Origin of the sequence: Tepidimonas taiwanensis, assembly GCF_020162115.1 — a bacterium.
GTDB classification, from domain to species: Bacteria; Pseudomonadota; Gammaproteobacteria; order Burkholderiales; family Burkholderiaceae_C; genus Tepidimonas; species Tepidimonas taiwanensis.
The window spans coordinates 103,076-125,002 of record NZ_CP083911.1; the positions used below are offsets into that span (position 1 = coordinate 103,076).

The window sequence follows — 21,927 nt, forward strand, 5'->3', positions numbered from 1 at the left end:
TCAGAAATACCCTTCGCGTTTGCGCCGCTCCATGGCGGCGTCGTTGGTGCGGTCGTCCATGCGGGTGGCCCCGCGCTCGCTGACCTCGGTGCGCAGTGTCTCGGCCACGATCGCCTCGACACTGTCGGCATGGCTCTCCACGGGGCAAGTACAGGTCATGTCACCGACGGTGCGAAAGCGCACCCGCACGGTTTCGACGGTTTCGCCGGCACGGGGCGGTGTGAGCGGCGTGACCGGCACCAGCAGGCCTTGCCGCCGCACCACGGCGCGCTCGTGCGCATAGTACAGGGTGGGCAGGGCGATCTGCTCGCGGGCGATATAGGCCCAGACGTCCAGCTCGGTCCAGTTGCTGATCGGAAACGCCCGCATGTGCTCGCCCGGTTGCAGCCGGGTGTTGAACAGCATCCACAGCTCGGGCCGCTGTGCCTTGGGTTGCCATTGACCAAACGCGTCGCGGTGCGAGAAGATGCGCTCCTTGGCGCGGGCTTTTTCCTCGTCGCGGCGCGCGCCGCCGATCAGCACGTCGAAGCGGTTCGCTTCGATCGTCTCGAGCAGCGTGACCGACTGTGCCGCGTTGCGCGAGGCCATGGGGTCGGGTAGCCGCACCGTGCCGCGCGCGATGGAGTCCTCGACGGATCCGACGATCAGGGTGTCGCCGTGTTGTTGCACGAGGGCGTCACGAAACGCAATGACCTCGGGAAAATTGTGCCCGGTGTCGACGTGCAGCAGCGGCAGCGGCAGCTGCCCTTCCCAGCTGCCGTCGGGGCGTCGCCGCTGAAACGCTTTGCGCGCCAGGTGCAGCACGACGCAGGAGTCCTTGCCGCCAGAGAACAGCAGTGCCGGTCGCTCGAAGGCACCGATGGCCTCGCGCAGCAAATAGATGCCTTCTTCTTCCAGCGCGTCGAGGTGACGCCAATCGATATCGGGCAGCAGTCGGTGTTGGAAAACAGGGGCGTTCATGCGGATGCACTCTCGGCAGGTGATGCAAGCGGGGTGTGGGAACGTGGGACATGCAGGCCGCACTCGCGCAGGTCGTCTTGTTCCCACCACCAGCGGCCGGCGCGGAAATCCTCGCCCACCGCGATCGGGCGCGTGCACGGCGCACAGCCGATGCTGGGCATGAACGCGTCGTGCAGCGGGTTGTAGGGCACCTCGTGGCAGGCGATGTAGTGCCACACGTCGGCCCACGACCAGTCCGCCAGTGGGTTGTACTTGGTGCGCCCGTCGGCGTCGCGCGTCTGCAGCGGCACGTCGGCGCGTGCGGCGGACTGCTCGCGCCGCAGACCGGTGATCCACGCATCGCGGCCGGCCAGCATGCGCTGCAATGGTTCGAGTTTGCGCAGTCCACAGCATGCGTGGCGCAGCTCGCGGCTGCGGTACATCGCGTCATCGCCGTGCTCGCGCACGAAGGCAACCACCGCCTCCTCCACGGGGCTCCAGACCTCGATGGTGATGCCGTAGTGTTGTTGTGTGCGCTGCAGCAGTGCGAGCGTCTCCGGGTGCAGCCGCCCGGTGTCCAGCGTCGCGATGGGGATGGGCAGCGCGTGGCGGGCGATCAAATCCGTCAACACCACATCCTCGGCCCCCAGGCTGCTGGAGAGCACGATCCGCCCGGGGTGGGCCTGCGCCGCGGCACGCAGTCGCTCGAGGGTGGCAGCGACGCGCTCGGCGTGGCCGGGGGTTTCGCGGGCGTACAGCGAGAAAGCGCGTCCCGCGACGGGCTCCGGGATGTCGATGGTGGGCGTGGTCGTTTCAGGCATGGTGCAGCTCGGCGATATCGACGGGGTGGCGCACGTCCGGTTGGTAGTGTGCGTCAAACGCGTGCAGGGCGCGCTGCGCCACGGCGACGGACTCTCCCGCGCGTAGCACCACGGCATCGAAGCCGCAGCGCCACAGCAGCGGTGCCATGTCGGCGATGACGTCACCCGTGGCGCGGATTTGACCACGGAAGCGCCAGCGCCCGCGCAGCAGCCGCGCCTGGCTGTAAGCGCGACCATCCGTCCATTTGGGGAAGTGCAGCGCGATCAGATCCAGCCGCGGCAAGTCCGGCGCGATGCCGGTGATATCGGTGTCGTTGGGCCACAGCACACCGACGGGTACTTCGGCGGGCCATGTCGTGCGCACCGCGCGCCATTGTTCGGGACGCAACAGCAAACCCGCCGCGGGCTGTGGCGCAGGCGCCTCCGGGGCGATTCGCCACGGGTCGGTGTGAGGGTCGATGAAGTGCAGCGCAATCGTCATCGGGCAACTCCGGAGGGGGTCAAGCGGCAACAGCGGTGCGCTGGCGCACGGCATCGGTGGCTGCGCGGAAGGGATCCAGCCCGATGCGAGCGAGGGTGTCAAGGAAGCGTTCCCCATCGGCGCGCTCGTCCAGGTATGTGGTGAGCACCGCATCGATGGCGTCGGCAATTTCTTCGGCCGCGAAAGCCGGGCCGACAACCCGACCAGGCCGGGCAGCACCGTAGCGGGACTGACCGTCAGAGCCGCCGAGCGTGATTTGGTACCACTCGGTGCCGTCCTTGTCCACCCCGAGGATGCCGATGTGCCCGCTGTGGTGGTGTCCGCAAGAGTTCATGCAACCGCTGATGTGCAGGGCCAACTCGCCGATCGCTTCCAGCTCCTCTGGGTCCTGGTAGCGCTGCAGCACTTGCGCCGCGACGGGCAGCGTGCGTGCGTTGGCCAGCGCGCACAGATCGCCACCCGGGCAGGCGATGAGGTCCGTCAGCAGCCCGTGGTTGGGGGTGGCCAGACCAACGGTGCGTGCGGCTTGCCACAACGCGGGCAAATCGGCCTCGCGCACCCAGGGCAACAGCAGGTTTTGTTCGTGCGTGATGCGGGCTTCGCCGGCGCTAAACCGATCGGCCAAGTCGGCCGCTGCCTCCAGCTGCTCCGCGCTGACGTCACCGGGGCCTTGACCGGGGCGTTTGAGCGAAAGGGTCACGGCGCGCATGCCGGGCAACCGGTGGGCGTGCACCTGACGCTGGCACCAGCGCGCATACGCGGCGTCACTGGCCGCGGCGGCGCTGCCGGCCGCTGGCTGTGCCGCGCTCGCAATCCACGCGGTGGGTACGGTAAAACGCTCCTCGATCCGCTTCAGGGCTGCCTCGCTCAGCCGCAGTGCGTCACTGAGCGCGTCGTCCGCTCGCAGCGCTTCGTACTCGGCTTCGACGGCGTCGATGAAGCGTTGCCCTTCGGCTTTGACCAGAATCTTGATGCGTGCCTTGTAGAGGTTGTCGCGCCGACCGTACTGGTTGTAGACGCGCAAAATCGCCTCCAGGTACAGCAGGATGTCCTGCCACGGCACGAACGCGCGCAGCTCCGGCGCGATCAGCGGCGTGCGGCCCATGCCGCCGCCCGCCAGCACGCGAAAGCCCACCGCGCCAATCGTGTCGCGCCGCAGCTGCAGGCCGATGTCGTGCCACGCGATCGCGGCGCGGTCATCCGCGGCGCCCGTCACGGCAATCTTGAACTTGCGCGGCAAAAAGGCGAACTCCGGGTGCAGCGTGCTCCACTGCCGCAGCAGCTCGCAGTACGGGCGCGGGTCGACCTCCTCGTCCGGTGCGATGCCGGCCAGTGCGTCCGTCGTGATGTTGCGGATGCAGTTGCCGCTGGTTTGAATGCCGTGCAGGTCGGCTTCGGCCAGCACATCCATCACGTCGGCGGCGCGCGCCAGCGGGATCCAGTTGAACTGGATATTTTGTCGGGTGGTGAAGTGGCCAAAACCGCCTTGGCCAGCGAACGGCCCGTCGGTGACGCGGTCGAACTCGCGCGCCACGCGCGCCAGCGTGCGCAGCTGGTGGCTGGAAATTTCTCCGTAGGGGATGGCCACGCGCAACATGGGCGCGTGCCGCTGGATATACCAGCCGTTTTGCAGGCGCAGCGGCTTGAAATCGTCTGCACTGAGCTCGCCGCGCAAGTGTCGCTCGAGCTGGTCACGGAACTGCGCCGCGCGCCGACGGATGAAGTGGCGGTCGAAATCGGTATAGCGGTACATCGGGAAACAGCGATCCGTCGATGCCCGCGATTGTCAGTTCGAGTTATGAAAAAACAAACGAAAAGATTGTTTTATATCTATAACGGCCGGGCATAAGGGGTAAAGGGCGTACGCTTTCCACCCCGACGTGGGCAGATCATCTGTCCGGACGGCGGGGGCGCTGTCCTACGGCGATGAGCGGGGCTAGGCCCCCGGCCCAAGCGTGTCGATCGCGTCGGTGATGATGCCATCGAGCCCCCATTGCAGCAGGGTGGCGGCGCGCTCCGCGTCGTTGACGGTGTAGGTCAGCAGCCGCCAACCCTCATCGCGGCATTGCTGCACCAGCGCCGGGGTCCACAGCCGGTGGTTCAGCACCACCGCCACGCACTGCAGTTGCCGCGCGACCGCCCAGCAGCCGGGCCACAGGCTGTCGAGCAGCAGGCCGCGCGGCAGGTGGGCGCGGGCGTCACGCGCCGTCAGCAGCGCTTCGGGGCGGAAGGACGTCAGCAGCGGCCACGCCGGACCGCCGGGCGCGCCGTGGCCGTGGCGGCGCCACAGGCGGTCGACCGCCTCGGCCACGGCGCGGCCAGTGTGCGCTTCGGTGCCGGGCGTGGGTTTGATTTCGAGGTTGAGCCACGCACCGCGCGGCAGCGCCCAGTCGACGAGGGTGTCGAGGCGCAGCAGCGGCTCCCCCGCGTAGGCTGGGCTGTGCCAGCTGCCCGCATCCAGCGTGGCCAGTTCCGCCCATGGCCGCTCCCCGGCCACCCCCTGCCCGTCGGTCGTGCGTTCCAGCGTCGCATCGTGCAGCAGGAAGGGGACCCCGTCGGCCGAGAGCTTGACGTCGCATTCGAACGCGCGCCAACCGTGCTGCCACCCCAGCTCGAAAGCCGCCAAGGTATTTTCGGGAGCGCGCTTGCCGGCACCGCGGTGGGCAATCCAGCGGGGGATCGACAAGGGGGCTGAGGGGAAAGTTGACATACACCATCTCCGTGTGTGGGGCGAGGGTGATCGCCAGCCTCTCCAACATCGGGGGGCGACCATCTCCGTGTGGACAGGTGGCCAGAGCGGTCATGGCGGGGCGGCCGAGCAGGGGGCGGCGTGTCGTTGGGCTGTCCTCCGCAGTGACACCGCGAACGGTGATTGACAGGCCCTGACGCCGAACCCGTGGGGCCATGCACCCAGCTCATGCGATGCGCTGTCCGCTTTGGGGATCGAACGCGTGCAGGCGATCCGCCATCGGCTGCACGTGCACGGTGTCCCCGGGGCGCGGATGGCAGGGGTCAGACTCGGCGACGCGAATCGTGACCGGCTGCCCGTGGGTCTGGCCATAGATCAACCGCTCGGCACCGAGCAGCTCTACCGCCTCGACCGCCACGGCCCACCCCTCACCGGGCGACACGACGCGCAGGTGCTCCGGCCGGACGCCCAGCAGCGTGCCGGGGCGCGCACCGGGCACATCGCGCAGCAGGTTCATCGCGGGCGAGCCGATGAACGTGGCGACGAAGGTGGTGGCGGGGCGGTGGTACACCTCCTCCGGCGTGCCGAACTGCTCCATGCGGCCGGCGTTCATCACCATCACGCGCTGCGCCAGCGTCATCGCTTCCACCTGGTCGTGCGTGACGAACAGGCTGGTGATGCCCAGCTCCCGGTGCAGCTTCTGGATTTCCAGCCGCGTTTGCACGCGCAGCTTGGCGTCCAGGTTGGACAGCGGCTCGTCGAACAGGAACACCTGCGGCTGGCGCACGATGGCGCGCCCCATCGCGACGCGCTGGCGCTGGCCGCCGGAGAGCTGCCGCGGCTTGCGCTGCAGCAGGTGGCCCAGCTCCAGGATCTGCGCCGCCTGCTCGACGCGGCGGCGGATCTCGTCCTTCGGCACTCCGCGCAGCTTCAGTCCGTAGGCCATGTTGTCGAACACGGTCATGTGCGGGTACAGCGCGTAGTTCTGAAACACCATCGCGATATCGCGCTGCGCGGGTTCCAGGTCGTTGACGATGCGCTGGCCGATGCGGATGGTGCCACCGCTGATCGTCTCCAGCCCTGCCACCATGCGCAGCAGCGTCGATTTGCCGCAGCCGGAGGGGCCGACGATGACGACAAACTCGCCGTCGCGGATCTCGGCGCTCAGGCCGTGTATCGCGGTGACCGGCTCGCGTGCGCCCTCGTAGCGCTTGACGACCTGATCGAAATGCAAAGAAGCCATGTATCGGATGTCCTGCGGTCGGGGTTATTTTTCGCTGTCGACGAGGCCTTTGACGAACCACTTCTGCATCGCCAGCACGACCAGCGCCGGCGGCAGCATCGCGAGCATCGCGGTGGCCATCACGATGTTCCACTCGGTGTAGGCCTCGCCGGTGATGAGCCGTTTGATGCCCAGCACGATCGGGTACATCGACTCGTCCGTCGTCACCAGCAGCGGCCAGAGGTACTGGTTCCAGCCGTAGATGAACTGGATGACGAACAGCGCGGCAATGCTGGTGCGCGACATCGGCAGCAGCACGTCCCAGAAGAAGCGCATCGGCCCGGCACCATCGACGCGGGCGGCCTCCACCAATTCATCCGGCACGGTGAGGAAAAACTGCCGGAACAAAAACGTCGCGGTGGCCGACGCGATCAGCGGCACCGTCAGGCCCGCGTAGGTGTTGAGCATGCCGAGGTTGGCGATGACCTCGTAGGTGGGGCCGATGCGCACCTCCACCGGCAGCATCAGGGTCACGAAGATCGCCCAGAACACCAGATGGCGCAGCGGAAAGCGGAAGTACACGATCGCAAACGCCGACAGCAGCGAAATCGCGATCTTGCCCAGCGCGATGGTCAGCGCCATCACCAGGCTCACACCCATCATCGGCAGGCCCGGAGCGAAGCGGCTGCCGGCCGACGTCTCACCGCCCAGCAGCGCCAGCCGGTAGTTCTCGACGAGGTGCGGACCCGGCAGCAGCGACAGCGGCGCGCTGGTGGCGATCTGCTCGGCGCTCTGCGTCGAGGCGATGAACGTGAGATACACGGGGAAGGCGACGATCGCCACCCCGACGATCAAAATGGCGTGGGACAGCAGGTCCAGCCAGGGACGTCGTTCGACCATTGCGGGGCTCGCTTTCAGTACTGGACTTTTCGCTCGATGTAGCGGAACTGCACCACCGTCAGCGCAATGACGATCGCCATCAGGATGACCGACTGCGCGGCCGATCCCCCCATGTCCAGCGCCTTGAAGCCGTCGTAGTACACCTTGTAGACGAGGATCGCCGTGTCCTTGCCGGGGCCGCCCTGCGTGGTGGCATCGATGATCGCGAAGGTGTCGAAGAACGCGTACACGACGTTGATCACGAGCAGAAAAAACGTCGTCGGCGACAGCAGCGGAAAGACGATGGTCCAGAAGCGCCGCCAGGGGCTGGCACCGTCGATCGTCGCAGCCTCGATCAGCGAGCGCGGGATCGACTGCAAACCGGCGAGGAAAAACAGAAAATTGTACGAAATCTGCTTCCACACCGCGGCCAGCACCACCAGCGCCAGCGCATGGTCGCTGTTGAGTCGGTGGTTCCACTCGACTCCCACCTGCTGCAGCGCCCATGCCACCACCCCCATCGGCGAGGCGAACATGAACATCCACAACACGCCGGCGACGGCCGGTGCGACGGCGTAGGGCCAAATCAGCAGCGTCTTGTACCAGCGCGCGCCGCGCACGACGCGGTCGGCCATCACCGCGAGCAGCAGCGACACCGACAGGCCCACCACCGCCACCAGCACCGAGAACACCGCCGTGACCCGGAACGACTGCAGGTAGGTCGCGTCGGCGAACAGCCGCTCGAAGTTGGCCAGCCCGACGAACTCGACGCTGCCGCCGAAGGCGTCCTGCTCCATGACGCTTTGCAGCAGCGCCTGCGCCGCGGGCCAGAAAAAGAACACCAGCACGATGGCCAGTTGCGGCATCACCAGCAGCCACGGCAGCCAGCGCGAGGCGAATCGAACGCGTTTTTCCATGATGGGCGGGGATGAACGAAAAAACCGCCCGGTCGGGGTCGCCGGGCGGCGTCAGCCGGTGCGGGCCGCGCGGCCGCGCACCGCACGCGGGGTCAGGTCGGCGTCACATCCGCCCCTGGTTGGCGCGCTGGAAGCGCTCGAGCTGCTCGTTGCCGCGGCGCACGGCGTCGTCCAGCCCTTGCTTGGCGCTCTTCTTGCCGGCCCAGACCTGCTCCATCTCCTCGTCGATGATGGTGCGGATCTGCACGAAATTGCCGAGTCGGATGCCGCGCGACTTGTCGGTGGTCTTGCGGATCATCTGCTCGACCGAGACGTCGGTGCCGGGGTTCTGTTTGTAGAAGCCCGATTTCTCCGTCAGCTCATAGGCGGCCTTGGTGACCGGTAGGTAGCCCGTGCGCTGGTGGCTGCGCGCGGCCACGTCGGGTTTGGACAGGTGGGCGAAGAACTGCGCCACCCCCTTGTAATCGGCGTCCTTTTTGCCGGCCATGACCCACAGGCTGGCGCCGCCGATGATGGTGTTTTGCGGCGCACCGGGCACGTCCGGGTAGTAGGGCAGCGTCGAGATGCCGAAGTCGAACTTCGCGTTGCGCTTGACGTTGCCGTACAGCGCCGAGGAGCCCGTCATCATCGCGCACTCGCCCGACACATAGGTCGCGTCCGCCGCGTTGCCGCGCCCTTTGTAGACGAAAAGCCCCTGCTTGGCCATGTTGGCCAGGTTTTCGATGTGGCGCACGTGCAGCGGTGAGTTGAAGGTCAGGCGCGCGTCCAGCCCGCCGAAGCCGTTGTTCTTCGACGCGAACTCCACGTTGTGCCAGGCCGAGAAGCTCTCCAGCTGCGTCCAGCTCTGCCAGCTCGTCGTGAACGGGCATTTGTGGCCCGCGGTCTTGAGTTTGGCGGCGGCCAGCGCCACTTCGGGCCAGCTCTTGGGCGGCTTGTTGGGGTCCAGCCCCGCGGCCTTGAAGGCGTCCTTGTTGTAGTGCAGCACCGTCGTGGAGCTGTTGAACGGGAAGCTCAGCATCTGCCCGTTGGGCGCGGTGTAGTAGCCCTTGACGGCGTCCACGTAGGCGTTGGGGTCGAAGGTGACGCCGGCCTTTTTCATCACCTCGGCCACGGGGACGATGGCGTTGCGGCTGGCCATCATCGTGGCGGTGCCGACCTCGAACACCTGCAGGATGTGCGGCGCGTTGCCGGCACGGAAGGCCGCGATCGCCGCCGTCATCGACTCGTCGTAGCTGCCCTTGAAGACCGGCACGACCTTGTAGTCCTTCTGGCTGGCGTTGAACTCGTTGGCCAGGTCGTTGACCCATTCGCCGAGCGCGCCTCCCATCGAGTGCCACCAGACGATCTCGGTCTGGGCGTGGGCACCGAAGGCGCTGGCGGCCAGCACGGTGGCGGTGACGAGGCGTTGGATGGGTTTGGTCATCACGGCTCCTTGCAGGGGCATGGGGTGGTGGGAAAACAGGCGATCACACCCGAAATGATTGGAGTAAACCGTGACAGTTTAGTGACAAAGGGGACCATCCGGACGATGGCCTAGGGTTTTTCCGCATTGGGCGGCACGTGGTGAGCCGCATTGGGGGGCACTTGGTGGGCCGCATCGGGCAGTGGTGCGGCGGGCACGTGTCGCGCGATCCAGTCGTGCACCGCTTCGCGCTGTGCCGGCGACAGGTGCAGGCCCAGCTTGCTGCGGCGCCACAGCATATCGTCCGCGCTGCGTGCCCATTCGCGCGTGACCCAATGCCGCAGCTCCACCTCGTACAGCCCGGGGGCGACCTCGTCGCCGAGGTCCGCGGGGCGCTGCGCCCCCTGCAGCCAATCCAGACACGACGTCCCGTACGCCCGCACCCAGCGTTCCCGCACCGGCGCAGGCAGCCACGGCCAGCGCGTCCCGATGTGGTCGAGCAACCGCCGCATCGCCGCCATCGGGCCGCCATCGGTGCCGAACAGGCGCGTCGCGTCACCGCCGGGCAGCGGGGCGCAGCGGGTCCAGTCATCGGTCGTCGCCCCGAGCAGCGGCGCCAGCCGCCGCGCCGCCTCCGTCGCCAACGTCCGGTAGGTCGTGATCTTGCCGCCCCACACGGTCAGCAGTGCCGCCCCGTCGCGCGTGTCCAGTTCCAGCCGGTAGTCGCGCGTCACGGCCGACGGGTCGTCGCTCGCGTCCTCCAGCAGCGGTCGCACGCCGCTGTAGTGCCACACCACGTCCGCAGGGGACACGGGGCGGCGGAAGTAGCGCCCCGCCTCGCGGCACAGGTAGGCGGTTTCGTCCGCGTCGATGCACGCGGCCGCCGGGTCGTCGCGGTGCTCGACGTCCGTCGTACCGATCAGGGTGTAGTCGCGCTCGTAGGGGATGGCGAAGACGACGCGCCGGTCGCTGGCCTGCAGCAGGTAGGCGCTGTCGTGGTCGAACAGCCGGGGCACGACGATGTGGCTGCCGCGCACGAGGCGCAGGTGCCGCGCAGGGGCGATCCCCGCCTGCTCGCGCAGCAGCGACTCGGCCCACGGTCCGGCGGCGTTGACGACGACGCGCGCGTGCACCGACCACGCCGGTCCCCCGTCGCGCGGCTGCAGGGTTGCCAGCCAGCCGTCGGGCGTGCGCCGCAGCGCCGTGCAGCGCGTGCGCGTCAGCACCGTCGCACCGCGGTCGGCGGCGTCGCGCGCGTTGAGCACGACCAGCCGCGCGTCGTCCACCCACCCGTCGGCGTAGGCGAAGCCGCGCCGCCAGCCGGGCTGCAGGGCGGCCCCGGCCGGGTCGTGCGCGAGGTCGATTGCCTGCGACGCCGGCAACACCTCGCGCCGCGCCAGGTGGTCGTATAGCCACAGGCCCAGGCGGATCATCCACGCCGGGCGCATGCCGGGGTCGTGCGGCATGACGAAGCGCATCGGTGCGATCAGGTGCGGCGCGACGCGCAGCAGCACCTCGCGCTCGGCCAGCGCCTTGCGCACCAACCCGAACTCCCCGTACTCCAGGTAGCGCAGGCCGCCGTGGATCAGCTTGGTCGAGGCCGACGACGTGTGGGCGGCCAGATCGTCCTGTTCACACAGCAGCACGCGCACGCCGCGCCCGGAGAGGTCGCGCGCGATGCCGCAGCCGTTGATACCGCCGCCGACGACGAGCACGTCCGTGGTCGACGGCGGGATGGGCGTCTCAAAAGGGGACGTGGAAGAAGGGGCCATGGGGCAGGCGCGGTTTGCGAATGTTCGTAGATGTTCGGATAAGTGCGATTATGATCGAAATGGGTCGGGCGTGGTGTGGTCGGGGTAGTACCGGGATGGCACAGGGATAGGGGATGGCACGGGGGCATCAGGGGGACAGCGCGGAATGGCCAGAACCGCCGGTCCACCACGCGGCCGCCGCCTTGCGGCACAATGCGTGGCCATGTCGTCCCACCCGTTGCCGCAGCGTCGCCGCGCCCTCAACCCGCGCCAGAGTGAGCTGCTGGCGCTGGTGCGCGAGGCCGGCACGCTCAGCATCGAGGCACTCGCGCAGCGCTTCGGGGTCACGCTGCAGACGGTGCGGCGCGACGTGCGGCAGCTCGAGCAGATGGGGTTGCTCGCGCGCTTTCACGGCGGGGTGCGCACACCGGTGTCCACGGTGGAGAACCTCGCCTACACCCAGCGGCAGACGCTCAACGCCGAGGCCAAGGCCGCGATCGCGCGTGCGGTGGCGCGCGACGTCCCCGCCGGTTGCTCGCTGATCCTCAACATCGGCACGACCACCGAGGCGGTGGCGCGCGCGCTGCTGCAACACCGCGGTCTGCGCGTCATCACCAACAACCTCAACGTCGCCGCGATCCTGTCGGACAACCCGGATTGCGAGGTGGTCATCACCGGCGGGGTGGTGCGCGGGCGCGACCGCGGGATCGTCGGCGAGGTGACGATCGACTTTCTGCGCCAGTTCCGCGTTGATATCGCCCTCATCGGTATCTCGGGCATCGAGACGGACGGGACACTGCGCGACTACGACGTGCGCGAGGTGCGCGCGGCGCGCACGATCATCGAGCACGCGCGCCAGGTGTGGCTGTGCGCCGACCACAGCAAGTTCGGGCGACCGGCGATGGTGGAGGTCGGCCACATCGCGGAGCTGACGCGCGTGTACACGGACCGCCCGCCACCGCCGCCGTTCGATGCCATGCTGCGCGAGGCCGATGTCGCCTGCGTCGTGGCCCAGGGAAACTAGCCGGAGTCCAACCCGCCGCGCCAGCGGTGCCGCGTTTTTGGGGGCGGGCGCGGTCAGCCGCCGGTGGCGTCGCCGGCACCGGGTGGCGGGGACAGCGCATCGAGTGCGATCGCCGTCATCGCCGCCAGCAGCCGCGCGTCCTCGCCGATCGCCGGGGCCAGGTGCCACGTGACCGCGGGAAAACGCGCGCGCAGCCCGTCCAGCAGCCGCGGCAGGTCTTTGCGCACGTGCCCGCCCACACCGAGAAAGAGTGGCAGCACCGTCACCGCGCGGCAACCCGCGGCGGCGAGCGCCGCGCCCGCGGTCGGCAGGTCGGGCGTCATGAATTCGAGGAAGGCCAGCGCGACGGGCGTTTGGGGGCGCGCCGCGCGCACGGCGGCGGCCACCCGTTCGAAAGGGGCGGCCCACGCCGGGTCGCGCGCGCCGTGCGCCAGCAGGATCAGGCCGTGTGGGTCGTCCGCGAGCGGTCCGCGACCGACGGGCGCAGGTGGTGCTTGGGGGGCGTCGTGCATGACGCGCATAATGGCACGGTTTGCACAGAAGGGGATTGCCGCCATGGATCTGTCGGACCGCTCGCACATCGCCGCCCCGCTGGCCGGGGCCTACACGCCCACCAGCGCCGAGGTGACGCCCGGCGGCGCCGACTGGATGGCCGCGCACTGGATGCCCTTCACCGGTAACCGGCAGTTCAAGGCCGATCCGCGCCTCGTCGTCGCGGCCGAGGGGGCCTACCTGATCGACGCCGACGGTCGCCGGGTGTTCGACGGCCTGTCGGGTCTGTGGTGCACGGGGCTCGGGCACGGCCGGCGCGAGATCGTCGAGGCCGTCAGCCGCCAGGTGGCCACGCTCGACTATTCGCCCGCGTTCCAGTTCGGCCACCCGCTGTCGTTCGAGCTGGCCAACCGCATCGTCGAGCGCATGCCCGCGGGGCTCAACCGCGTCTTTTTCACCGGCTCCGGCTCCGAGTCGGCCGACACCGCGCTCAAGATCGCGCGCGCCTACTGGCGCGCCCGCGGGCAGGCCAGCAAGACGCGCCTGATCGGCCGCGCCAAGGGCTACCACGGCGTCAACTTTGGCGGCATCTCGGTCGGTGGCATCGTCGGCAACCGCAAGCTGTTCGGTCAGGGGGTCGAGGCCGATCACCTGCCGCACACGCAGCCGCCGGCTGGCAGCTTCTTCCGTGGCCAGCCGCCCGCGGACGGCGGTGGGCGCTACGCGGGCGCGGCGCTGGCCGATGAGCTGCTGCGCCTCATCGAGCTGCACGATGCCTCGACCATTGCCGCGGTGATCGTCGAGCCGTTTTCCGGCTCGGCGGGCGTCGTCGTGCCGCCGGTGGGGTACCTGCAGCGGCTGCGCGAGATTTGCTCCGCGCACGACATCCTGCTCATCTTCGACGAAGTCATCACCGGTTTTGGTCGCTGCGGCGCGTGGACCGGTGCAGAGGCTTTCGGCGTCACGCCCGACATCCTGAACTTTGCCAAGCAGGTGACCAACGGCGTGCAGCCGCTGGGCGGCGTGGTGGTGCGGCAGGAGATTTATGACACCTTCATGGCCGCCGGCGGGCCGGACTACGCGCTGGAGTTCCCGCACGGCTACACCTACTCCGCGCACCCCGTGGCGTGCGCGGCGGGGCTGGCGTCGCTGCGGCTGTTGACGGATGACGACGCACTGGCGCGTGTGCGCGCGCTCGCACCGGTGTTGGAGGCGGCGGTGCATGAGTTGCGCGGCGCGAGCCCGCACCTGACCGATATCCGCAACTACGGGCTGGCCGCGGGCCTGACGTTCGCGGCCGTGCCGGGCGAGCCGCTCAAGCGCCCGTTCGAGATTGCGATGCGCATGTGGGCCAAGGGGTTTTACGTGCGCTACGGCGGCGACACCATCCAGCTCGCCCCCCCGTTCATCAGCACCGAGGCCGAGATTCTCCGGCTGGTCGACGCGCTTGGCGAGACGATTCGCGAGCTGGCCTGATCGAGCGACAAGTACACAACCGCGCCACGAGCCGAGCGCGGCCGTGCAGCCACCGCGTGCGCGGCGGCTGCGGCCGGGTGCCACTCACCGCTTGGCCAGCTTGAACACCGCGGTGCTGGCCAGCAGGTTTGGCAGCGTGCGCACCTCGCGCCCCTCGTCGTCGAGGCCGAAGGCGTCCTCGACTTGCAGGCCCAGGCGCCGTGCGAGCACCTCGAAGTCCGCAAACGTGCCCACACGGATGTTGGGCGTGTCGTACCACTCGTACGGCAGCCGCTTGGTCACCGGCATGCGGCCGGCCAGCACGCGCAGCCGGTTGGGCCAGTGCGCAAAGTTCGGGAAGGCCACGATCGCGCTGCGCCCGACGCGCGCGGTCTCGCGCAGCATCGTCTCGGCGTTGCGCAGGTGCTGCAGCGTGTCGATCTGCAGCACGACGTCGAAGCTGTCGTCGGCAAACATCGACAGCCCTTCCTCGAGGTTGAACTGCAGCACGTCGAGTCCCCGCTTGAGGCACACGAGCACTTGCGCGTCGTCGATTTCGATGCCGTAGCCGCTGCAGCCGCGCGCCTCGCGCAGGTGCGCCAGCAGCGCCCCGTCGCCACAGCCCAGGTCCAGCACCCGCGCCCCGGTGGGCACGAGCCGCGCGATCATCGTTTGAATGGCGCGGTCACTCATGGCGATCCCCCTGCGCGGTCAATCCCGCCGCCACGCGGTGCTCGAAGTACGCCCGCACCGCCGCGTGGTAGCGCGCGTCGTCCAGCAAAAACGCGTCGTGCCCGTGCGGGGCGTCGATTTCCGCATAACTGACGGCGCGGCCGTTGTCGAGCAGCGCCTTGACGATCTCGCGGCTGCGCGCCGGCGAAAAACGCCAGTCCGTGCTGAACGATACGAGCAAAAAATCCGCGCGGGCGCGTGCCAGCGCAGCGCTCAAATCGCCATCGTAGGCCCGCGCGGGGTCAAAGTAATCGAGCGCGCGGGTGATGAGCAGATACGTGTTGGCGTCGAAATACTCGCTGAATTTGTCGCCCTGGTAGCGCAGGTAGCTCTCGATTTCGAACTCGACCTCCTGCGTCGTGTAGCGGTACGCGAGCCGCTCGGCGGTCTCCACGTCGCCCGCGCGCAGCGCCTCGGCCAGCGGGCGCAGGCGACGGCCGAATTTTTCGTTCATCACGTCGTCGCTCAGATACGTGATATGCCCGATCATGCGCGCGATGCGCAGGCCCCGCCGCGGCTTGGTGCCGTGCCGCAGGTAGTGGCCGTCGTGGAAGTCCGGATCGGTCACGATGGCGCGGCGCGCGACCTCGTTGAAGGCAATGTTCTCGGCGGTGAGGTTGGGGGCGCTGGCCACCACCACCGCGTGCCGCACGCGCTCGGGGTACTGCAGCGTCCACGACAGCGCCTGCATGCCGCCGAGGCTGCCGCCCATGACCGCCGCCAGCCGCTCGATGCCCAGCGCATCCAGCAGCCGCGCCTGCGCGTTGACCCAGTCCTCCACCGTCACCACCGGAAAGTCTGCGCCCCACGGCTGCCCGGTGGCGGGGTTGACGTGCGTGGGGCCGGTGGAGCCGAAGCACGAGCCGATGTTGTTGACACCGATGACGAAAAAACGCTGGGTGTCCACCGGCTTACCCGGCCCCACCATGTTGTGCCACCAGCCCTCGCTCTTGGGGATCGGCTGGCCCTGCGCGTCGGCATAAAAGCCTGCGACGTGGTGGCTGGCGTTGAGCGCGTGGCAGATCAGCACCGCGTTGTCGCGCGCGGGCGACAGCGTCCCGTAGGTTTCGTAGACGAGTTCGAACGACGGCAGCACCGCGCCGCTTTGCAGCGGCAGCGGCTCGGTGAAGGTATGGCGTTGGGGGGTGACGATCACGGGGTCATCCTCAAAAAGCGCCGTGACCGAGGACTGGCACACCCGGCACGGTGCCGGGGCTTCCTCTTTAGCGGTATTTGTTGAAGCGCCCGCAAGCGGGACCCAAATCGGCGCTGGGCCGCAGTATAAGGCCACGGCGCTAGGGGCACCAACGGCGCTGGCCCCGGCAGCCGTGACGAGGTCGGCCTTGGGGGCATTGGGCGGCCGGGTCACACGCCCACGGACGGGCCGACGCGGCATGCGGCTTTATGGGGCCGCTCGACAGCCGCTCCGCGCCGCAGGGAGCTAGCCCCGTGGTGGCCAGTGTTCGCCCTATCGGGGCGGCCGAAGCGGGCCCCGTCTGTTCACCCGGCTGTTGTTTTGGCGCGTCAGGCGCCGCCGCCGGCGCCGTGCCGCCGCGGGGTCGCGCAAAAAAATTCCCCCTGATGACGGAATGGGCGCATAATGCGCTTCGCGGATGTTCGCGACATCCGTGGTTTCGAGTGATCGGTTGGTTTCGCGCGCGACAGGTTTCTGGTGTGCCGTCGGGGCTCCATCGCTTCGTGTTTGTGTTTTGTGTGTTTTCAGGAGTCCCGCAATGGGCAACAAGTTGTACGTCGGCAATCTTCCGTATTCGGTGCGCGACGGCGATCTCGAACAGGCTTTCAGTGCCTACGGCCAGGTGGCCAGCGCCAAGGTCATGATGGAGCGCGACACCGGTCGCTCCAAGGGTTTTGGTTTCGTGGAAATGGGCAGCGACGGCGAGGCGCAGGCCGCCATCGCCGGCATGCACGGCCAGTCGATGGGCGGGCGCAGCCTCGTCGTGAACGAGGCCCGTCCGATGGAGCCGCGTCCGCCGCGCAGCGGTGGCTTCGGCGGTGGCCGTCGTGAGGGCGGCTACGGTGGTGGCGACGGCCAGTTCCGCAGCCCCTACGGCAGCCCGCGCCGGCGCGACGACCGCGGCGGATACTGATCCCGCGGTCCAGGCAGGTCAGGGGCGCGCCGCCAGCGTGGCGCGCACCCGGCCCGTGACATCGGCGACCCCGCGCGCCTCGTCGTAGCGCAGGCGGTCGCCGGTCAGCACATCGGCCCCGCGCGTGACGCGCACCGGCTGATCCGATTCCAGCAGCCGCTGGGTTTCGTGCCACGTCAGCGCTTGACCCTCGAAGGTCAGGCGCGGCGTGGTTTTCGTTTGTGGGGTGCCCGCGAGCGCTTCGCGTACCACGCGCACGTCCCCGCGCAGGTGCACGACCGTGCGCGCATCGTCGGTCTGCAGCACGCGCGCGCGTGCCCACAGGCGGTGGCCGTCGGCCCGCGCCCAGCGCTCGAGGTCGGCCTCCTGCACGAGCAGCACGGCACGGTCCGGGTAGTGCGCCAGCGCTTTGCCGCGCAGGGTGGATTCCAGTTGCCCCGCCGCGTCGTAGCGGCGCAGGACGAAGTCCTCCAGCCGATAGTCGGGGACCCCGGGGGTCACAGGGGCGTCCGGCGCGGCCGGCAGCGGCGGCAGCTGCCGCACGATGCCGTACGAGATCGCGGCCAGCGCCCCCATCAGCAGCACCGGCAGGTACAGCGACACGCGGTCCCACAGCCCGTGCCAGCGCCGGCGCGGGGTGGTGGGGCGTGCTGCGGAGGCGGGGCCAGCCGCCGCGGGGGAGGCGCCGACCGTCATGCCAGCGCCTCCGCCAGCAGCGTCGCGTAGCGGCCCGAGGCCACGAGCAGCACGTCGCAGAACTCGCGCGCCGCGCCCGCCCCGGCGGGCGCGCGCGTCACGTGGTGCACGCGGGCCAGCACCTCGGCGTGGGCCGACGGCGGCGCGGCCGCGAACGCACAGCGCGTCAGCACCGGCAGATCGGGCCAGTCGTCGCCGATGGCCGCCGCCTGCGCCCAGGTCAGGCCCAGCGCCGCGAGGATCGCTTCGGCGGCCGGGCGTTTGTCCTCGGTGCCGTAGTGGACGTGGCGGATGCCGAGCGCCTGCAGGCGCTGGCGCAGCGCGGCCGAGTCGCGTCCGGTGACGACTGCCGGCTCGATGCCCGCGTGCCGCAGCAGCTTGAGGCCGTGGCCGTCCAGGCTGGCGAAGCGCTTGAGCATCTCGCCCTCGGGGCCGTAGTAGAGGCCGCCGTCGGTGAGCACGCCGTCGACGTCGAAAAAGGCCACGCGCACGTCCTGCGCGCGCAGCAGCGTCTCGGGCGGAAAGGTCAGCGTGGGCGCATGCATCAGATCACCTTGGCGCGCATCAGGTCGTGGTGGTTCAGCGCCCCGGCCAGGCGCCCGTCGTCGTCCACCACCAGCACGCTGGTGATGCGGTGCGCCTCCATCAGCTGCGCCGCCTCCACCGCCAGCATCTGCGGCCGCACCGTGCGCGGCCGCGGGTGCATGATCTCGCCGGCGGTGAGTTCGCGCAGGCCCATGCCGTCGCGCGCTTCAATCAGGCGACGCAGGTCGCCGTCGGTGAAGATGCCGATCGGGCGGCCCGCCTCGTCCACCACCGCGGTGGCACCCAGCCCCCCGGCGCTCATCGCGCGCATGGTCTCCATCAGCGTCGCGCCGGGTGCCACGCGTGGCGTCGCCTCTAGCGGGCGCATGACGTCGCGCACCAGCGTCAGCAGCCGCCGACCCAGCGCGCCGCCCGGGTGCGAGCGGGCAAAGTCGTCCGGCTGAAAGCCCCGGGCGCTCAGCAGCGCCACCGCGAGCGCGTCGCCCATCGCCATCTGCGCCGTGGTGCTGGCGGTGGGGGCCAGGTTGTGCGGGCAGGCCTCACGCGCCACGCCCGTGTCCAGCACCACGTCCGCGTGGCGCGCCAGCGTCGAGTCCGCCCGTCCCGTCATCGCCAGCAGGGGCACGCCCATGCGCTTGATCAGGGGCAGGATGGCCGAGAGTTCGTCGCTCTCGCCCGAGTTGCTGATCGCCAGCACGACGTCGGTTGCCGTGATCATGCCGAGGTCGCCGTGGCTGGCCTCGGCCGGGTGCACGAAGAGCGCCGGCGTGCCGGTGGAGGCGAGTGTGGCGGCGATCTTGCGCCCGACGTGGCCGCTCTTGCCCATGCCCATCACGACCACGCGCCCGCGGCAGGCCAGCACCACGCGCACCGCCTGCGCGAAGCGGCCGTCCAGGCGCTGCTGCATCGCCTGCAGGCCCTGGATTTCGGTTTGCAGCGCCTCGCGCGCGAGGGCGAGCAGACGTTCGTCGTCGGATGCCTGGGAGGGGAGGAGCGTCATGGCGGGATTATCCGGCAAGCCACCGCCGCGTCACACCCGCGCGGCGCCGGTGGCCGCACCGTCGAGCGTGGCGCCCCGCTGCACATGCCGACGCGCGCGTGGTGGGGCACTGCTTCCCGTCTCTGCCCCGTATGATCGGCGGTATGAACGCCCTCGACCTCGCGCTGTTGTACCTGCTGGCGGCCGTGCTGGGGGTCGTGGTGTGCCGTTTGCTGCGGCTGCCGGCGATGATCGGTTACCTGGGCGTGGGTGTGCTCATCGGCCCGCACGCGCTGGCGCTGGCGCAAAACTCGGCGGGGCTGCGCTACCTCGCCGAGTTCGGCGTGGTGTTCCTGATGTTTGCCATTGGGCTGGAGTTCAGCCTGCCCAAGCTGCGCGCGATGAAGCGCTTCGTCTTCGGCCTGGGCACGGCGCAGGTGGTGCTGACCGTGCTGCTGACGACGGCGGCGTCGCTGGCGCTCGGGTGGCTGCTGCCGCAGTGGTGGAAGCTCGAGTGGCCGATGGCGGCGGCGATGGGCGGCGTGATGGCGATGAGCAGTACCGCGATCGTCGTCAAGCTGATGGCCGACCGGCTGGAGCTGGAGTCCGAGCACGGGCAGCGCGTCGTGGGCATCCTGCTGTTTCAGGACCTGGCCGTGGTGCCGCTGCTGGTGCTGATCCCGGCGCTGGCCGCGCCGGGCGAGGACCTGGGGCGCGCGCTGCTGCTGGCGGTGGGCAAGGCGGCGGTGCTGCTGGCGCTGCTGCTCACGGGCGGGCAGCGCGTGATGCGCTGGTGGCTGACGCTGGTGGCGCGGCGCAAGAGCCAGGAACTCTTCGTGCTCAACCTGCTGCTCGTGACGCTGGGGCTGGCGTGGCTGACCGAGCACGCGGGGCTGTCGCTGGCGCTGGGCGCGTTCGTCGCAGGGATGCTCATCGCCGAGACCGAGTACAAGCACCAGGTGGAGTCCGACATCCGGCCGTTCCACGACGTGCTGCTGGGGCTGTTTTTCATCACCATCGGCATGATGCTGGACTGGCGCATCGTGCTGGAGCGCTGGCCGCTGGTGCTGCTGCTGTTGGTGCTGTCGCTCACGTTCAAGGTGGTCCTGATCACGGCGCTGGTGCGTGCCTTCGGCGCCAGCATGGGCACGTCGCTGCGCGTGGGGCTGTACCTGATGCAGGCGGGCGAGTTCGGGCTCGTGCTGCTGCGGCTGGCCAACCAGCACGGGCTGGTGCCGCCGGCGCTGTTCAACCCGACGCTGGCGTCGATGGTGATTTCGATGCTGCTGACCCCCTTCATCATCGAGCGCAGCAACGCCATCGTCACGCGGCTGGTCAGCAGCGACTGGCTGCAGCAGTCGGTGCAGATGACGCAGATCGCGCGCAAGTCCATCGCCGCGGACCGGCATGTCATCATCTGCGGCTACGGCCGCTGCGGGCAAAACCTCGCGCGGCTGCTCGACGGCGAGGGCATTCCGTACATGGCGCTCGACCTCGACCCCGACCGCGTGCGCCAGGCCGCGGCGGCGGGGCACTCGGTCGTCTTCGGCGACGCGGCGCGGCTGCCGTCGCTGATCGCAGCGGGGCTCGCGCGCGCCAGCGCGGTCGTCATCACGTATATCGACACCCCCAGTGCGCTCAAGGTGCTGCACCACGTGCGCGAACACGCGCCGGCCGTGCCGGTGGTGGTGCGCACGATCGACGACACCGACTGGGCGCGGCTGCAGGCGGCTGGTGCCACCGAGGTCGTGCCGGAGGCGCTGGAGGCGAGCCTCATGCTCGCCAGCCACGCGCTGGCGCTGGTCGGGGTGCCGCTGCGCCGGGTGGTGCGGCTGGTGCAGGAGCAGCGCGACGCGCGCTACCAGCTGTTGCGCGGCTACTTCCACGGCGCGGACGACGACGCCGACGACGAGGCCGGCCACGCGCGGCTGGCCACCGTCGTGCTGCCGCCCGGCGGGCCGACCGTGGGCCAGCGGCTCGCGGACCTCGCGCTGCACGCCGTCGGCGTGCAGGTGATGGACGTGCGCCATGCCAACGGGCGGCGCGAGGTGCCGGACGACGATCTGCGCCTGCAGGGGGGCGATGCGGTGGTGCTCTACGGCACGCCGGAAGCGCTGGCGCTGGCCGAGGCCAAGCTGCTGGCGGGATAATCCGGCCCCATGGACACCGCCGCCTACCTCCGTTCGCACATCCGCACCGTCCCCGACTGGCCCGCGCCGGGCGTGCAGTTCCGCGACATCACGCCGCTGCTGCAGGACCCGAAAGTCTTTCGCGTGCTCATCGACACCTTCGTGCACCGCTACATGGACCGCGACAAGCGGCCGGACGTGGTCGCGGGGCTGGACGCACGCGGCTTCATCATCGGCTCCGTCGTGGCGTACGAGCTGGGCGTGGGCTTCGTGCCGATCCGCAAGAAGGGCAAGCTGCCCTTCACGACGGTGGCGGAGACCTACGAGCTGGAGTACGGCAGCGCCACCGTCGAGCTGCACACCGACGCCGTCAAGCCCGGCGACCGCGTGCTGCTGATCGACGACCTGATCGCCACCGGCGGCACGATGATGGCGGGCAAAAAACTCTTGGAAAAGCTCGGCGCCACCGTGACCGAGGGCGCCGCGATCGTCGCGCTGCCGGAGCTGGGCGGCGTGCAGCGCCTGGAGGCGGCGGGGCTGCCGCTGTTCACGCTGGTGAGCTTCGAGGGGCATTGACGGGGTCGGCGGCGGTACCGACACCCGGCCGACAAAACGCGGACTAACCGCGTTGGCATAGGCTCCTTTTTGGTCGATACTCGGGGCTT

At 69.4% G+C, this 21,927-nt stretch carries 21 protein-coding genes; 5 read left to right on the forward strand and 16 right to left on the reverse strand.

Going from position 1 to position 21,927, the window contains the following annotated elements; all coding sequences use genetic code 11:
• From cysD to glpD, 10 genes are all read right to left on the reverse strand, one after another.
• Positions 1 to 960: a sulfate adenylyltransferase subunit CysD gene (cysD, locus tag LCC91_RS00520; RefSeq protein WP_043700775.1), complete on the reverse strand. Its 960-nt coding sequence runs from the start codon at positions 958 to 960 to the stop codon at positions 1 to 3.
• Entirely contained in the window at positions 957 to 1,760 is an 804-nt protein-coding gene (locus LCC91_RS00525) for a phosphoadenylyl-sulfate reductase (protein WP_052231555.1), read from the reverse strand. The genes cysD and LCC91_RS00525 overlap by 4 nt, the downstream gene beginning before the upstream one ends.
• On the reverse strand, positions 1,753 to 2,241 hold the full coding sequence (locus tag LCC91_RS00530) for a DUF934 domain-containing protein (protein WP_082007567.1): 489 nt from the start codon (positions 2,239 to 2,241) through the stop codon (positions 1,753 to 1,755). Before LCC91_RS00530 ends, LCC91_RS00525 begins: the two co-directional genes overlap by 8 nt.
• A gap of 19 nt (positions 2,242 to 2,260) precedes the next feature.
• Positions 2,261 to 3,994, reverse strand: a complete 1,734-nt coding sequence (locus LCC91_RS00535) for a nitrite/sulfite reductase (protein WP_143897660.1) — start codon at positions 3,992 to 3,994, stop codon at positions 2,261 to 2,263.
• A gap of 183 nt (positions 3,995 to 4,177) precedes the next feature.
• Positions 4,178 to 4,951 (reverse strand): glycerophosphodiester phosphodiesterase, encoded by a 774-nt coding sequence (gene ugpQ, locus LCC91_RS00540; protein WP_143897662.1) that lies wholly within the window; start codon positions 4,949 to 4,951, stop codon positions 4,178 to 4,180.
• A gap of 205 nt (positions 4,952 to 5,156) precedes the next feature.
• Positions 5,157 to 6,173, reverse strand: a complete 1,017-nt coding sequence (gene ugpC / locus LCC91_RS00545) for a sn-glycerol-3-phosphate ABC transporter ATP-binding protein UgpC (RefSeq protein WP_043700782.1) — start codon at positions 6,171 to 6,173, stop codon at positions 5,157 to 5,159.
• Positions 6,174 to 6,197: 24 nt separating this feature from the next.
• On the reverse strand, positions 6,198 to 7,052 hold the full coding sequence (ugpE, locus tag LCC91_RS00550) for a sn-glycerol-3-phosphate ABC transporter permease UgpE (RefSeq protein ID WP_043700784.1): 855 nt from the start codon (positions 7,050 to 7,052) through the stop codon (positions 6,198 to 6,200).
• 14 nt (positions 7,053 to 7,066) lie between these two features.
• Positions 7,067 to 7,948 (reverse strand): sn-glycerol-3-phosphate ABC transporter permease UgpA, encoded by an 882-nt coding sequence (gene ugpA / locus LCC91_RS00555; RefSeq protein WP_043700787.1) that lies wholly within the window; start codon positions 7,946 to 7,948, stop codon positions 7,067 to 7,069.
• A gap of 103 nt (positions 7,949 to 8,051) precedes the next feature.
• A complete protein-coding gene (gene ugpB, locus LCC91_RS00560) occupies positions 8,052 to 9,371 on the reverse strand; it encodes a sn-glycerol-3-phosphate ABC transporter substrate-binding protein UgpB (protein WP_043700789.1) in 1,320 nt (439 codons plus the stop codon).
• Positions 9,372 to 9,481: 110 nt separating this feature from the next.
• On the reverse strand, positions 9,482 to 11,122 hold the full coding sequence (gene glpD, locus LCC91_RS00565) for a glycerol-3-phosphate dehydrogenase (protein ID WP_143897664.1): 1,641 nt from the start codon (positions 11,120 to 11,122) through the stop codon (positions 9,482 to 9,484).
• A 202-nt stretch (positions 11,123 to 11,324) separates the two neighbouring features.
• Here glpD and LCC91_RS00570 point away from each other — a divergent pair, with 202 nt between their 5' ends.
• Entirely contained in the window at positions 11,325 to 12,125 is an 801-nt protein-coding gene (locus LCC91_RS00570) for a DeoR/GlpR family DNA-binding transcription regulator (protein ID WP_052231453.1), read from the forward strand.
• Positions 12,126 to 12,178: 53 nt separating this feature from the next.
• On the opposite strand, the gene LCC91_RS00575 is transcribed toward LCC91_RS00570, so the two are convergent.
• Positions 12,179 to 12,637: a sirohydrochlorin chelatase gene (locus LCC91_RS00575; RefSeq protein ID WP_082007505.1), complete on the reverse strand. Its 459-nt coding sequence runs from the start codon at positions 12,635 to 12,637 to the stop codon at positions 12,179 to 12,181.
• Positions 12,638 to 12,680: 43 nt separating this feature from the next.
• Here LCC91_RS00575 and LCC91_RS00580 point away from each other — a divergent pair, with 43 nt between their 5' ends.
• A complete protein-coding gene (locus LCC91_RS00580) occupies positions 12,681 to 14,093 on the forward strand; it encodes an aspartate aminotransferase family protein (protein ID WP_082668358.1) in 1,413 nt (470 codons plus the stop codon).
• An 84-nt stretch (positions 14,094 to 14,177) separates the two neighbouring features.
• Here LCC91_RS00580 and metW read toward each other — a convergent pair whose 3' ends face one another.
• Positions 14,178 to 14,765, reverse strand: coding sequence for a methionine biosynthesis protein MetW (metW, locus tag LCC91_RS00585; protein ID WP_058616090.1), 588 nt, complete (start codon positions 14,763 to 14,765; stop codon positions 14,178 to 14,180).
• On the reverse strand, positions 14,758 to 15,960 hold the full coding sequence (metX, locus tag LCC91_RS00590) for a homoserine O-succinyltransferase MetX (RefSeq protein WP_143897666.1): 1,203 nt from the start codon (positions 15,958 to 15,960) through the stop codon (positions 14,758 to 14,760). Before metX ends, metW begins: the two co-directional genes overlap by 8 nt.
• A gap of 577 nt (positions 15,961 to 16,537) precedes the next feature.
• Between metX and LCC91_RS00595 the strand changes: the two genes are divergently transcribed.
• The gene (locus LCC91_RS00595) at positions 16,538 to 16,912 is read left to right on the forward strand and encodes an RNA recognition motif domain-containing protein (RefSeq protein WP_143897668.1); all 375 of its coding nucleotides are present in this window, start codon (positions 16,538 to 16,540) and stop codon (positions 16,910 to 16,912) included.
• 18 nt (positions 16,913 to 16,930) lie between these two features.
• On the opposite strand, the gene lptC is transcribed toward LCC91_RS00595, so the two are convergent.
• Genes lptC through LCC91_RS00610 form a run of 3 tightly spaced genes read right to left on the reverse strand, consistent with a single transcriptional unit; the run spans position 16,931 to position 19,154 of the window.
• Complete coding sequence (gene lptC, locus LCC91_RS00600; RefSeq protein WP_143897670.1) at positions 16,931 to 17,608, reverse strand: LPS export ABC transporter periplasmic protein LptC; 678 nt, start codon at positions 17,606 to 17,608, stop codon at positions 16,931 to 16,933.
• A complete protein-coding gene (locus tag LCC91_RS00605) occupies positions 17,605 to 18,153 on the reverse strand; it encodes a KdsC family phosphatase (RefSeq protein ID WP_143897672.1) in 549 nt (182 codons plus the stop codon). Before LCC91_RS00605 ends, lptC begins: the two co-directional genes overlap by 4 nt.
• Positions 18,153 to 19,154 (reverse strand): KpsF/GutQ family sugar-phosphate isomerase, encoded by a 1,002-nt coding sequence (locus LCC91_RS00610; RefSeq protein ID WP_143897674.1) that lies wholly within the window; start codon positions 19,152 to 19,154, stop codon positions 18,153 to 18,155. Before LCC91_RS00610 ends, LCC91_RS00605 begins: the two co-directional genes overlap by 1 nt.
• Before the next feature lie 143 nt (positions 19,155 to 19,297).
• On the opposite strand from LCC91_RS00610, the gene LCC91_RS00615 reads away from it, so the two are divergent.
• Both LCC91_RS00615 and LCC91_RS00620 read left to right on the forward strand, forming a co-directional pair.
• The gene (locus LCC91_RS00615) at positions 19,298 to 21,283 is read left to right on the forward strand and encodes a monovalent cation:proton antiporter family protein (protein WP_143897676.1); all 1,986 of its coding nucleotides are present in this window, start codon (positions 19,298 to 19,300) and stop codon (positions 21,281 to 21,283) included.
• A gap of 9 nt (positions 21,284 to 21,292) precedes the next feature.
• Entirely contained in the window at positions 21,293 to 21,838 is a 546-nt protein-coding gene (locus LCC91_RS00620) for an adenine phosphoribosyltransferase (RefSeq protein ID WP_143897678.1), read from the forward strand.
• Positions 21,839 to 21,927 lie beyond the last annotated feature (89 nt).

Coding starts and splice junctions, on each gene's coding strand:
- cysD (WP_043700775.1), bottom strand. CDS start 960: ATGAACGCCCCTGTTTTCCAACACCGACTGCTGCCCGATATCGATTGG.
- LCC91_RS00535 (WP_143897660.1), bottom strand. CDS start 3,994: ATGTACCGCTATACCGATTTCGACCGCCACTTCATCCGTCGGCGCGCG.
- LCC91_RS00615 (WP_143897676.1), top strand. CDS start 19,298: ATGAACGCCCTCGACCTCGCGCTGTTGTACCTGCTGGCGGCCGTGCTG.
- LCC91_RS00570 (WP_052231453.1), top strand. CDS start 11,325: ATGTCGTCCCACCCGTTGCCGCAGCGTCGCCGCGCCCTCAACCCGCGC.
- ugpA (WP_043700787.1), bottom strand. CDS start 7,948: ATGGAAAAACGCGTTCGATTCGCCTCGCGCTGGCTGCCGTGGCTGCTG.
- LCC91_RS00575 (WP_082007505.1), bottom strand. CDS start 12,637: ATGCACGACGCCCCCCAAGCACCACCTGCGCCCGTCGGTCGCGGACCG.
- ugpC (WP_043700782.1), bottom strand. CDS start 6,173: ATGGCTTCTTTGCATTTCGATCAGGTCGTCAAGCGCTACGAGGGCGCA.
- LCC91_RS00580 (WP_082668358.1), top strand. CDS start 12,681: ATGGATCTGTCGGACCGCTCGCACATCGCCGCCCCGCTGGCCGGGGCC.
- LCC91_RS00610 (WP_143897674.1), bottom strand. CDS start 19,154: ATGACGCTCCTCCCCTCCCAGGCATCCGACGACGAACGTCTGCTCGCC.
- LCC91_RS00620 (WP_143897678.1), top strand. CDS start 21,293: ATGGACACCGCCGCCTACCTCCGTTCGCACATCCGCACCGTCCCCGAC.
- LCC91_RS00530 (WP_082007567.1), bottom strand. CDS start 2,241: ATGACGATTGCGCTGCACTTCATCGACCCTCACACCGACCCGTGGCGA.
- metW (WP_058616090.1), bottom strand. CDS start 14,765: ATGAGTGACCGCGCCATTCAAACGATGATCGCGCGGCTCGTGCCCACC.
- LCC91_RS00525 (WP_052231555.1), bottom strand. CDS start 1,760: ATGCCTGAAACGACCACGCCCACCATCGACATCCCGGAGCCCGTCGCG.
- ugpE (WP_043700784.1), bottom strand. CDS start 7,052: ATGGTCGAACGACGTCCCTGGCTGGACCTGCTGTCCCACGCCATTTTG.
- LCC91_RS00595 (WP_143897668.1), top strand. CDS start 16,538: ATGGGCAACAAGTTGTACGTCGGCAATCTTCCGTATTCGGTGCGCGAC.
- ugpB (WP_043700789.1), bottom strand. CDS start 9,371: ATGACCAAACCCATCCAACGCCTCGTCACCGCCACCGTGCTGGCCGCC.
- lptC (WP_143897670.1), bottom strand. CDS start 17,608: ATGACGGTCGGCGCCTCCCCCGCGGCGGCTGGCCCCGCCTCCGCAGCA.
- LCC91_RS00605 (WP_143897672.1), bottom strand. CDS start 18,153: ATGCATGCGCCCACGCTGACCTTTCCGCCCGAGACGCTGCTGCGCGCG.
- ugpQ (WP_143897662.1), bottom strand. CDS start 4,951: ATGTCAACTTTCCCCTCAGCCCCCTTGTCGATCCCCCGCTGGATTGCC.
- glpD (WP_143897664.1), bottom strand. CDS start 11,122: ATGGCCCCTTCTTCCACGTCCCCTTTTGAGACGCCCATCCCGCCGTCG.